The 10,769-nt window shown below is 60.9% G+C and carries 11 protein-coding genes, 1 pseudogene and 1 riboswitch; of the genes and pseudogenes, 6 read left to right on the forward strand and 6 right to left on the reverse strand.

The window, feature by feature from the left end; translation table 11 throughout:
* Nucleotides 1-23: 23 nt before the first annotated feature.
* Entirely contained in the window at nucleotides 24-1,241 is a 1,218-nt protein-coding gene (gene carA / locus BMZ42_RS06020) for a glutamine-hydrolyzing carbamoyl-phosphate synthase small subunit (RefSeq protein ID WP_091519834.1), read from the forward strand.
* 15 nt (nucleotides 1,242-1,256) lie between these two features.
* Here carA and BMZ42_RS06025 read toward each other — a convergent pair whose 3' ends face one another.
* Complete coding sequence (locus BMZ42_RS06025; protein ID WP_091519836.1) at nucleotides 1,257-1,631, reverse strand: winged helix-turn-helix transcriptional regulator; 375 nt, start codon at nucleotides 1,629-1,631, stop codon at nucleotides 1,257-1,259.
* Nucleotides 1,632-1,758: 127 nt separating this feature from the next.
* Between BMZ42_RS06025 and BMZ42_RS06030 the strand changes: the two genes are divergently transcribed.
* Entirely contained in the window at nucleotides 1,759-2,322 is a 564-nt protein-coding gene (locus BMZ42_RS06030) for a hemerythrin domain-containing protein (protein WP_091519838.1), read from the forward strand.
* A gap of 5 nt (nucleotides 2,323-2,327) precedes the next feature.
* Here the strand turns inward: BMZ42_RS06030 and ypfJ are convergent, their stop codons facing one another.
* The 3 genes from ypfJ to BMZ42_RS06045 all read right to left on the reverse strand — a co-directional run bounded on the left by ypfJ (nucleotide 2,328) and on the right by BMZ42_RS06045 (nucleotide 4,695).
* Entirely contained in the window at nucleotides 2,328-3,239 is a 912-nt protein-coding gene (ypfJ, locus tag BMZ42_RS06035; RefSeq protein ID WP_091519840.1) for a KPN_02809 family neutral zinc metallopeptidase, read from the reverse strand.
* A gap of 167 nt (nucleotides 3,240-3,406) precedes the next feature.
* Nucleotides 3,407-3,637: a hypothetical protein gene (locus BMZ42_RS06040; RefSeq protein WP_091519843.1), complete on the reverse strand. Its 231-nt coding sequence runs from the start codon at nucleotides 3,635-3,637 to the stop codon at nucleotides 3,407-3,409.
* Nucleotides 3,638-3,687: 50 nt separating this feature from the next.
* Entirely contained in the window at nucleotides 3,688-4,695 is a 1,008-nt protein-coding gene (locus tag BMZ42_RS06045) for a DUF808 domain-containing protein (RefSeq protein WP_091519846.1), read from the reverse strand.
* Nucleotides 4,696-4,779: 84 nt separating this feature from the next.
* Nucleotides 4,780-4,927: riboswitch (FMN riboswitch) on the forward strand.
* Nucleotides 4,928-5,004: 77 nt separating this feature from the next.
* Here BMZ42_RS06045 and BMZ42_RS06050 point away from each other — a divergent pair.
* From BMZ42_RS06050 to carB, 3 genes are all read left to right on the forward strand, one after another.
* On the forward strand, nucleotides 5,005-5,445 hold the full coding sequence (locus BMZ42_RS06050) for a 6,7-dimethyl-8-ribityllumazine synthase (RefSeq protein WP_091519914.1): 441 nt from the start codon (nucleotides 5,005-5,007) through the stop codon (nucleotides 5,443-5,445).
* Between the two features lie 68 nt (nucleotides 5,446-5,513).
* Nucleotides 5,514-5,828, forward strand: coding sequence for a quaternary ammonium compound efflux SMR transporter SugE (gene sugE / locus BMZ42_RS06055; RefSeq protein WP_091519848.1), 315 nt, complete (start codon nucleotides 5,514-5,516; stop codon nucleotides 5,826-5,828).
* A 206-nt stretch (nucleotides 5,829-6,034) separates the two neighbouring features.
* Nucleotides 6,035-9,514, forward strand: coding sequence for a carbamoyl-phosphate synthase large subunit (gene carB / locus BMZ42_RS06060; RefSeq protein ID WP_091519851.1), 3,480 nt, complete (start codon nucleotides 6,035-6,037; stop codon nucleotides 9,512-9,514).
* Nucleotides 9,515-9,631: 117 nt separating this feature from the next.
* Here carB and BMZ42_RS06065 read toward each other — a convergent pair whose 3' ends face one another.
* Nucleotides 9,632-9,952: a DMT family transporter gene (locus BMZ42_RS06065; RefSeq protein ID WP_091519854.1), complete on the reverse strand. Its 321-nt coding sequence runs from the start codon at nucleotides 9,950-9,952 to the stop codon at nucleotides 9,632-9,634.
* A 97-nt stretch (nucleotides 9,953-10,049) separates the two neighbouring features.
* Nucleotides 10,050-10,421 (reverse strand): annotated as a pseudogene (gene atpB, locus BMZ42_RS06070) (F0F1 ATP synthase subunit A); the annotation flags it as partial.
* Between the two features lie 48 nt (nucleotides 10,422-10,469).
* On the opposite strand from atpB, the gene BMZ42_RS06075 reads away from it, so the two are divergent.
* Nucleotides 10,470-10,769 (forward strand): transposase (locus tag BMZ42_RS06075; RefSeq protein ID WP_139207862.1); only part of this gene is annotated, 300 nt, incomplete at its 3' end.

The following is a 10,769-nucleotide window of genomic DNA, read 5'->3' on the forward strand; positions in this document are numbered from 1 at the left end:
CCCTTCACCAACGGAGAATGGCGATGTCCCAGACCAACGAAATCACGACCGCGCCCTGGACCAAGAATAAGGCAACCGCCGTGCTCGTTCTGGCTGACGGAACGGTCATCGAGGGCACTGGCATCGGCGCTGTCGGCCAGGTGGTCGCCGAAGTCTGCTTCAACACTGCACTGACCGGCTACCAGGAAATCCTGACCGATCCGTCCTATGCCGGACAGATCGTCACCTTCACCTTCCCGCATATCGGCAATATCGGCACCAACGACGAAGACGTCGAGGATCTGAACCCTGTCTCCCGCTCGGGTGCGGTTGGTACGATTCTGAAAGCCGATATCACCAACCCGTCAAACTACCGTTCCTCCGCGCATTTCGCCGACTGGCTCGAGAAGCGCGGCATCATTGCCATGAGCGGTGTCGACACGCGCGCGCTCACGGCGCTGATTCGTGAAAAGGGTGCGCTGAACGCAGTCATCGCCCACAACCCCGAGGGCGTCTTCGACATTCCTGCGCTGACGCAGATGGCGAAGTCCTGGAGCGGTCTCGTCGGCCTCGATCTTGCCGAGGACGTCACGTCCGGCCAGTCATCGAGCTGGACCGAAACGCCCTGGGTCTGGGACGAAGGTTATGGCGCGACGGCGGGTGAGCCGACGATGCACATCGTTGCTGTCGACTATGGCGTGAAGCGCAACATCCTGCGCCTGCTTGCCGGGCTCGGCGCCAAGGTCACCGTCGTGCCAGCCCAAACCGACGCTGCCACCATCCTGTCAATGAACCCCGATGGCGTGTTCCTGTCCAACGGCCCCGGCGACCCGGCAGCCACTGCGGAATATGCGGTGCCGGTGATCCAGGATCTGCTCAAGGCTGACCTGCCGATCTTCGGCATCTGCCTTGGCCACCAGATCCTTGCGCTCGCGCTCGGCGGTAAGACCGTCAAGATGCATCAGGGACACCACGGCGCGAACCACCCAGTGCAGGACCGACTGACTGGTAAGGTCGAGATCGTCTCGATGAACCACGGCTTCGCGGTCGACACGCAGACATTGCCGGAAGGCGTTGAAGAGACTCACGTTTCGCTGTTTGACGGTTCCAACTGCGGCCTGTCGCTCGCTGGCAAGCCGGTGTTCTCAGTGCAGTACCACCCAGAGGCTTCGCCCGGCTCGCAGGACTCCCACGCGCTGTTCCGTCGCTTTGCGGATCTCGTGACCAGCCACCAGCGCAAGCCGGAACTGGCGGCGAATTAACCCAGCCGCACGAAACTACCTACCGGGCTGCAAAGCCCGGTAGCGTTGCCGCGCTTCCTCGACACGATCCTTGTTCTTGACTGCCCACGCACCCAGCGCATCGAGTGGTCCCAGCAGATCGTGCCCCAGATCGGTCAGTTCATAGTCGACGCGCGGCGGAATGCTCGGCGTCACAGCTCGGCGCACGAAGCCGTCTTCTTCCAGATCGCGCAATGTCGACGTCAGCATCTTCTGGCTGATCTCGCTGATGTCGCGCTTCAACTCCGAAAACCGCATCGGGCCACGGCTCAACCGCGTGACGATCAGCACTGTCCACTTGCCACCGATACGGTTGAGCAGCTGCTTCACATGCCGGCAGTCGACACTGTTGTGGGCGATTTGCGGTTTCATCGAGGTAACTCCGGTGAGCTAAAGGTACCGTCTTGCATCAAGATGCCGACATTACGATCTTAACGTAAGTCTCCAATATATACCAAGGTTTCCAGAACACACCGTTGGGACCGAAATAGGCGCTGCAATGACCCACACGATTGATCTTCTCGACCCCACCACCCGGCCAAAAGCACCGTCAATCGCAGGGATAACCCACCACCAGCGGCGGCATGGTCGTCGCCTGTCGCTTTATCACAAGATGCATCTGCGCCAGATGGCGCATGCGCGCGAGATCATGGAAAAGGTCGCCGCCGGTGAAAAGCAGCTGGGAGAACTGGAAGGCGCATTGTCCGAGATGGATATGCGGCATAATTATCGCGTGTTCGGAAATATATGCGGCCAGAGCTGCCAGATCCTGACCGGCCACCACTCTATCGAGGACCGCTACCTTTTCCCCGTCATCTCGTCACAAGCTGACGAGGGCATCCGTAAGGTCGTGGAACGTCTCGTCGCCGAACACGGCGTCATCCACGACTACATTGTAGCCGTGGAAGAAGCTGCCATGACGGTGATGGAAAACCCAAGCCCCGACGCCTTCGCCACCCTGCGATCCGCGTTCGAGACGCTCGAAAGCTTCGTCGTCTCGCATTTCGGCTACGAAGAGACCGAGCTTGAGGAAGCGCTAGGCTACTACGACGTCGAGATGTAGCGCCCTCAGACCGGATTGTTGAACGTATCGCAATCCGCTAGCCGACCATTGCGGAAGCCGTTCGAAAACCACGTCGCGCGTTGTTCGGACGTGCCGTGGTTGAAGCTTTCCGGAACGACATAGCCCTGCGTGCGGCGCTGCAGCGTATCGTCACCGATCTGGTGCGCGGCGTTCAGCGCCTCCTCGATGTCGCCATCCTCAAGCAATCCCTTCTGCGCCGTAAAGTGCGCCCAGATCCCGGCAAAGCAATCCGCTTGCAATTCGACGCGGGTCGACATCTGGTTGGCTTCGGTCTGGCTCATCCGCTGCCGCTGGCGGTTGAATTCGGGCAAGACGCCGATCAGGTTCTGCACGTGGTGGCCCACTTCATGCGCTACGACATAGGCCTGCGCGAAATCTCCCGATGCGCCGAATTTCTGCGACAGTTCGCGGAAGAAGCCGAGGTCGATATAGACCTTGGAATCGCCTGGGCAATAGAACGGTCCGGAAGCAGACGAAGCAAAACCGCATGCCGACTGGACCTGATTGCTGAACAGCACCATCGACGGCTCGCGGTAGGTCTGGCCTTCCGCCTGGAAGATGCCGTTCCACACGTCTTCGGTTTCTGCGAGAACAACGGACACGAACTGCGCTTCTTCATCCGTCGGCTGGCCTGTCGGAGCGCGATCAACGCTGACATTTGAGCCGCCGCCGATGGGACCGCCTTCAAGAATTTGCAGCGGGTCAATGCCGCAGGCGCGCAAAGCAAAGAAGATCACAACGAGAATGACGATGCCGGAAATGCCACCGCCGCCGACGCCACGCCCCAGCGGTATCTGAATCGGACGACCACCCCGCCCGAAACCACCCGGCATACGCGGCGACTGCCCCCGGCGGTCTTCGACATTGCCACTTTGACGACGGTCCTTCCAAAGCATGATCAAGCCCTCGCAGGAAAATAGAAAACCAATACCCTCGCCGAAACGGAAAGCTAGCCCAACGGTTGCATCCGGTCACGGTATTTCTCCGTTGTCCCTGCCCTTCCCGCAGCCTCAACATCGTTAATCGGGTATTAATCCGTTCAAGGATAGCGTCCGCTCACCATTCAGCGGATTTTTCCAGCGATATGTCCACCCTTACGCCCCTCATCGAACTGGCCACGCAGAAGAGCCTCGACCTCTTCTTTCGCGTTGGTCAGGGCTATGTGGCGCGCAGCGGACAGGATGGCAGCCAGATGCAGCGCGGATACGGGCTCAGCCCACTCGGGATCCAGTCTCGCGCCGAAACGCGCATCGTCTGCGCGCTCCCTCACCCCGATCCGCAAGCGCGCCTTCACGCATGGCCTTCGCCGGTGCCGCCACGTCCACGCTCTTCCGCTGCTTTTCGTTAATTGGCCTCGCTCACTCCGCGAATACCCGCATAGACCGGCAAAAATACGCGATTGACTACCGGCACGAGCACCAGTCCCAGCGCCAGGCCAAACACGCCATCGAGCGCGGCTGTCACGCTCCATTCCACGGCACCCCTCGCGCCGGGGAAAGCGTCGCCAGCCTGAGCCGCCACCTGCCCGATGAAATGGCCGGGGACAGTCACGCCGAATGTCTCCAGACCATGCAGGACGATCGAACCGCCGACCCACAGCATTGCTGCCGTGCCCACCGTCGAAATGAAGGTCATCACGCTGGGCATCGCCTTGACCACGCCGCGCCCGATTGCCTTGGTCGCAGAGAGCCTGCCGATCTGCGCGAGTTTCAATCCGGCGTCGTCCGCCTTCACCAGCACCGCGACTGCACCATAGACCAATGCGGTGATCCCGATGGCGATCAGCGCAAGGATGATGCCCCGCGTCAGCGTGCCCTGCGCTTCGATGGCTGACAGCGCAATCGTCATGATTTCTGCCGAAAGGATGAAGTCAGTCTTGATCGCACCTGCCACGCGTTGCTCTTCCAGAGAGGCTGCATCCAACGTGGCCTCAGACGCATCGCTGTGCTCGTGGTTGCCAAACAGATGCACGATCTTTTCGGCGCCCTCGAAGCAAAGATACATACCGCCGACCATCAAAAGCGGCGTCATCAGCCGTGGCGCGAATGCGTCCAAGAGCAATGCTGCGGGCAACAGGATCACCAGCTTGTTGAAGACCGAGCCACGCGCAATCTTCCACACGATCGGCAATTCACGCGCAGCCGGCAGGTTTGCGACATATTTCGGCGTGACGGCGGTGTCATCGATCACGACACCAACCGCCTTGGCTCCAGCCTTGGCGGTATCATCAATCACCGACGCCGCGACCTTCGCGCCGACCTTGGCCGCCTGCCCGGCAATATCGTCAACTTGAGCCGCAGCCAGTTTGGCGATTGCGGCAACGTCGTCCAGTAACGCAAGCAAACCACTCATGTGGCACTCTTCCTTTGCTGCCCCGCCGTATCACACACAACCGCATTATCAATTGCAATCCTGTATCAACTCGCACTATGTTCTCCGCGTTCTCAGGGCGGGGCGAAATTCCCCACCGGCGGTATGCAACTGTGGTTGTGAGCCCGCGAGCGCCTTCGATCATCTCGAAGGGTCAGCAGATCAGGTGAGAGGCCTGAGCCGACGGTCATAGTCCGGACGAAAGAGAACGGGTGCCGACATGCGCGCATTGCGTGCTCGTTGGCGTCCGGGATCGCCTTGGGTGACGTGTCGCTACGCAAGGAGATCATGATGACACCCACCCGCTATGCCTTCATCAAGGCCAACTGGCACGCCGATATCGTCAGCCGCGCGCTCGACGGTTTCCTCGAACTTATTCCAGCCGAACAGGTCGATGTTTTCGACGTTCCCGGCGCTTTCGAAATGCCGCTTCTGGCGCGCGATCTGGCAGCCTCCGGCCGCTATGCCGCCGTCGCGGCCGCAGCGCTCGTGGTCGATGGCGGCATCTACCGCCATGATTTCGTCGCGCAGGCCGTGGTCGACGGGCTGATGCGCGCCGGCATGGACACGGGCATACCCGTCCTGTCGGTTTCGCTCACGCCGCACCACTTCCAGGAAACCGACCACCACCGCGAAATCTTCCGCAGCCACTTTGTCCAGAAGGGTCGCGAGGCTGCACAGGCCGCGCTGATGATCGGCCGCACCCGCGCCGAACTATCGCAAGCCGCCTGATCCGGCAGGGCTGGTGATGGGCTCATCCCGCGCCAGCCCCATTCCTGAAAGACACAAGGAGCACACGCATGGCCTGGATCTACCTTGGCATCGCCGGATTGCTGGAAGTCCTGTGGGCCACCACAATGAAGCAATCGGAAGGCTTCACGCGCCTGTGGCCGACGATCTCCACCGCCGTCGCGATGGCCGGGTCAGTCTGGCTCCTCGCCATTGCCATGCGCACATTGCCGCTCGGGACAGCCTATGCGATCTGGACCGGAATCGGAGCCGTGGGAGCTTTCGCAGTCGGCATCGTCCTGATGGGCGAAGCTGCGACGCTTGGGCGTATCGCCAGTGTTGCACTCATCATTACCGGCATGATTGGACTGAAACTGTCCTCCTGACGGGTGAATATGCCGCCTTCCGTTCGCACGTCTTGGAGAACCTCATTTCCGGGGTTCCATCCGTCGCGTCATTACCCTATATAGCGCGCTTAGCCTGACAGAATCCCACTTGTCCAAGAACCGGCCGGGGCCTCCGTTCGCGCTATCGCGCAATCGGAGCATCCAAGCCGGGTTTTAGGCAAGCCCTTAAAGACGGACGCTCCCCCATGCCAAAACGTACCGATATCAAGTCGATCCTCATCATCGGCGCAGGTCCGATTGTCATCGGGCAAGCGTGCGAGTTCGACTATTCGGGAACGCAGGCGTGCAAGGCGCTCAAGGCCGAAGGCTACCGCATCATTCTGGTCAACTCCAACCCGGCCACGATCATGACCGATCCGGAGCTGGCCGACGCGACCTATATCGAGCCGATCACGCCGGAAGTCGTTGCCAAGATCATCGCCAAGGAACGCCCTGACGCGCTGCTGCCGACCATGGGCGGGCAGACCGCGCTCAACACGGCCCTGTCGCTGCGTCGCATGGGCATTCTCGATCGCTACAATGTCGAGATGATCGGCGCCAACGCCGAAGCCATCGACAAGGCCGAGGACCGCGCGCTGTTCCGCGAGGCGATGGCCAAGATCGGACTGGAAACGCCGAAGTCGATGCTGGCCAACGCCACCGACGTCAAGGATGCCGACCGCAAGGCGCACGAGGCGCGCCGTGAAGAACTGAAAGCGTCCAACCCCGCAGATCTCGACGCTGCGCTCGACGCGCTCGAAAATGAGTGGAACCTCGGCGAAGTCGACCGTAAGCAGCGCTACATCGCGCATGCCATGGGTCTGGCTGCGCAGGCGCTCGATCATGTCGGCCTTCCCGCGATCATCCGCCCGTCCTTCACCATGGGCGGCACCGGCGGCGGCATCGCTTACAACCGCGCCGAATTCTTCGACATCATCAATTCCGGCCTCGACGCTTCGCCCACCACGGAAGTTCTTATCGAAGAATCCGTGCTTGGCTGGAAAGAGTACGAGATGGAAGTCGTTCGCGACAAGAACGACAATTGCATCATCATCTGCTCGATCGAGAACGTCGATCCGATGGGCGTCCATACCGGCGACTCCATCACCATCGCGCCAGCCGTCACGCTGACCGACAAGGAATACCAGATGATGCGCAATGCATCGTTTGCAGTTCTGCGCGAGATCGGTGTCGAAACCGGCGGCTCCAACGTCCAGTTCGCCGTCAACCCGGCTGACGGACGCCTCGTCGTCATCGAAATGAACCCGCGCGTCTCGCGCTCTTCGGCGCTGGCATCCAAGGCCACCGGTTTCCCGATCGCCAAGGTCGCGGCGCGCCTTGCTGTCGGCTACACGCTGGACGAGCTTGAGAACGACATCACCGGCGGTGCTACACCTGCGTCGTTCGAGCCCTCGATCGACTATATCGTCACCAAGATTCCCCGCTTTGCCTTCGAAAAGTTCCCCGGAGCTGAAAACACGCTGACCACGGCGATGAAATCCGTTGGCGAGGTCATGGCGATCGGCCGCACCTTCCAGGAATCGCTGCAGAAAGCGTTGCGCGGCCTCGAGACCGGCCTGACCGGCCTCGATGAGATCGAAATCCCCGGCCTTGGCCAGGGCGACGACAAGAACGCCATCCGCGGCGCGCTCGGCACCCCGACGCCTGACCGTCTGCGCATGGTTGCGCAGGCCATGCGCATGGGCACGTCCCTCGAAGACGTCCACGCCATGTGCAAGATCGATCCGTGGTTCCTTGAGCAGATCCACGGCATCATCCAGATGGAAGCGCGGATCCGCGAGCACGGCCTGCCGCAGGACGGCGAAAACCTGCGCATGATCAAGGCGATGGGCTTCTCAGACGCCCGCCTCGCCTCGCTCACCAACCAGGAAGCGTCCGACGTCTCCGCACTGCGCGGTACGCTCGACGTCCATCCGGTGTTCAAGCGCATCGACACCTGCGCGGCCGAGTTCGAGTCGCCGACCGCCTATATGTATTCGACCTACGAAGTGCCCTTCGCCGGTGCGCTGGCGGACGAATCCAACGTTTCGGACAAGAAAAAGGTTGTCATCCTCGGCGGCGGCCCCAACCGTATCGGCCAGGGCATCGAGTTCGACTATTGCTGCTGCCACGCCTGCTTCGCTCTGTCGGATGCCGGTTACGAAACCATCATGATCAACTGCAACCCGGAGACCGTGTCGACCGACTACGACACCTCCGACCGCCTCTATTTCGAGTCCCTCACCGCTGAGGACGTGCTTGAAATTCTGCGTGCCGAGCAGAAATCCGGCGAACTGCACGGCGTCATCGTCCAGTTTGGCGGCCAGACGCCGCTCAAGCTTGCCGAAGCGCTTGAAGAAGCCGGCATACCGATCCTCGGCACCGCGCCGGACATGATCGACCTGGCCGAAGACCGCGACCGCTTCCAGAAGCTTCTCAAGAAGCTCAACCTGAAGCAGCCGAAGAACGGCATTGCCTTCTCCGTCGAGCAGGCCCGCACCGTTGCCTCCGAGCTTGGCTTCCCGCTGGTCGTGCGTCCGTCCTATGTTCTGGGTGGCCGCGCCATGCAGATCATCTTCGACGAAAGCATGTTGCAGTCCTACCTGCTCGACACCGTCCCCGGCCTCGTTCCGGAAGACATCAAGCAGAAGTACCCGAACGACAAGACCGGCCAGATCAACACGCTGCTCGGCAAGAACCCGCTGCTGTTCGACACCTATCTATCGGAAGCCATCGAGATCGACGTCGACGCCCTGTGCGACGGCGACAATGTCTATGTCTCCGGCATCATGGAGCATATCGAAGAAGCGGGCATTCACTCCGGCGACAGCGCCTGCTCGCTGCCGGTGCGTTCGCTCTCGGCCGAACTGGTCGCAGAACTGGAACGTCAGACGACGGCTCTGGCCAAGGGCCTCAAGGTCGGCGGCCTGATGAACATCCAGTACGCGATCAAGAACGGCGAGATCTTCGTGCTCGAAGTCAACCCGCGCGCCTCGCGCACCGTGCCTTTCGTCGCCAAGGCGGTCGGTCGTCCGATTGCCAAGATTGCCGCGCGCATCATGGCCGGCGAGACGCTCGACAACGCCTTCGACCACTATGGCGACAAGCCGAACGTGTCCGAACTAAAGCACATCGCGGTCAAGGAAGCGGTATTCCCGTTTGCCCGCTTCCCCGGCGTCGACACACTGCTCGGGCCTGAGATGAAGTCCACCGGCGAGGTCATGGGCCTCGATGCCGACTTCGCGCTCGCCTTCGCTAAAAGCCAGCTCGGCGCTGGCGTCGACCTGCCGCGTTCAGGCACGCTGTTCGTGTCGGTGCGCGACGAGGACAAGGTGAAGGTGCTGCCTTCGGTGCAGAAGCTGGTCGACCTCGGCTTCCGCGTACTCGCCACAGGCGGCACCCAGCGCTTCCTGGCCGAAAACGGCGTCGCCGCCGAAAAGGTCAACAAGGTTCTGGAAGGCCGTCCGCATATCGAGGACGCGATCCGCAACCGTCAGGTGCATCTGGTGTTCAACACCACAGACAGCCAGAAGGCGGTCTCAGACTCCAAGTCCCTGCGCCGCGCGACGCTGATGCACAAGGTGCCCTACTACACCACCATGGCCGGTGCCGCCGCCGCCACCGAAGCCATAGCCGCCCTGAAGGCCGGCTCGCTCGAAGTGCGCCCGCTGCAGGCGTATTTCTAAGGCCAGCCACCCCGGTGCGCGCCACAACAGCGCTCCTGAATGCGAAAAGCCCTTCCGTCGAATGAGCGGAAGGGCTTTTCATTTGTGGGGGACCGAGGGTAGCCTCAGCGTCGATGCCTACGCTGTCGTGGACAGTTTCATCATGACGATTCCAACCACGATGAACAAAGCCGCGGCGAGCCGCATCGGATTGACCGCCTCGCCGAGCACGAACACACCAACGGCAAATGCGCCGACCGCACCGATCCCTGTCCAGATGGTGTAGGCCGTACCAAGCGGCAGCGTCTTCATAGAGATCGACAGCAGCGCGAAGCTTGCAATCATTGTAACGATCGTGATCGCGCTGGGAACGAGCAAGGAGAAGCCAGACGACTTCTTCATGAAGTACGCCCAGATAATTTCCAGCACACCCGCGAGAATGAGATAGGCCCAAGCCATGACTGACCTTTCCTGAAAGGGTCGGGTCGTCCCGCGTGTTGATTGGAAGGTGAGAGGCCGTCCTCTCTCCCTAGATATAAGAAACCGCAGGCAGCGATCAATGTTCTGACTGCAGCGCATCCTTAAGGTACATGCACGACAGCATTGTGAAGATGTACGCCTGGATGACCGACATGAGCAATTCCAGCCCCGTGAGGGCTATCGTCATCAGTAACGGGAGAACTGTCGCAAAGAGGCCCAATGTCCCCAGACTGCCGAGAGAGACGACAAACCCAGCGAACACCTTGAGCGTAATGTGTCCTGCCAGCATGACGGCAAACAGACGCACGGAGTGACTGATCGGCCGCGACAGATACGACACCATCTCAATCGGAACGATAATCGGTGCGAGCACAAGCGGCACGCCGGACGGCAGGAACAAGCGGAAGAATCCAAGGCCATTGCGCCAGAGGCCATAGATCGTGACTGAACCGCGCCGGGTTTGCCGGAGGCTCCAACTTCCAAATAGGATGGAGCCATGACGAGCAAAACGACAAACAAGTTTTCCCCTGAGGTGCGCGAGCGCGCGGTGCGGTTGGTGATGGATCACGAGGCTGATCATTCTTCCCGCTGGACTGCCTGCCAGTCGATCTCGGCCAAGATCGGCTGCTCAGCACATACGCTGCTGGATTGGGTGAAGAAGGCCGAGATCAATACCGGGAAGCGGGCAGGTCTGCCAAGCGACATCGCCGCGAAGATGAAGGAACTGGAACGCGAGAACCGCGAGCTTCGCCAAGCCAATGAGATCCTGCGCAAGGCGTCGGCATATTTTGCCCAG

It is taken from the genome of Aquamicrobium aerolatum DSM 21857 (genome assembly GCF_900113935.1).
GTDB classification, from domain to species: domain Bacteria; phylum Pseudomonadota; class Alphaproteobacteria; order Rhizobiales; family Rhizobiaceae; genus Aerobium; species Aerobium aerolatum.

What these genes read in the sequence shown, in the direction of transcription:
- carA (WP_091519834.1), top strand. Translation starts at nt 24, where the DNA reads ATGTCCCAGACCAACGAAATCACGACCGCGCCCTGGACCAAGAATAAG.
- BMZ42_RS06025 (WP_091519836.1), bottom strand. Translation starts at nt 1,631, where the DNA reads ATGAAACCGCAAATCGCCCACAACAGTGTCGACTGCCGGCATGTGAAG.
- BMZ42_RS06030 (WP_091519838.1), top strand. Translation starts at nt 1,759, where the DNA reads ATGACCCACACGATTGATCTTCTCGACCCCACCACCCGGCCAAAAGCA.
- ypfJ (WP_091519840.1), bottom strand. Translation starts at nt 3,239, where the DNA reads ATGCTTTGGAAGGACCGTCGTCAAAGTGGCAATGTCGAAGACCGCCGG.
- BMZ42_RS06045 (WP_091519846.1), bottom strand. Translation starts at nt 4,695, where the DNA reads ATGAGTGGTTTGCTTGCGTTACTGGACGACGTTGCCGCAATCGCCAAA.
- BMZ42_RS06050 (WP_091519914.1), top strand. Translation starts at nt 5,005, where the DNA reads ATGACACCCACCCGCTATGCCTTCATCAAGGCCAACTGGCACGCCGAT.
- sugE (WP_091519848.1), top strand. Translation starts at nt 5,514, where the DNA reads ATGGCCTGGATCTACCTTGGCATCGCCGGATTGCTGGAAGTCCTGTGG.
- carB (WP_091519851.1), top strand. Translation starts at nt 6,035, where the DNA reads ATGCCAAAACGTACCGATATCAAGTCGATCCTCATCATCGGCGCAGGT.
- BMZ42_RS06065 (WP_091519854.1), bottom strand. Translation starts at nt 9,952, where the DNA reads ATGGCTTGGGCCTATCTCATTCTCGCGGGTGTGCTGGAAATTATCTGG.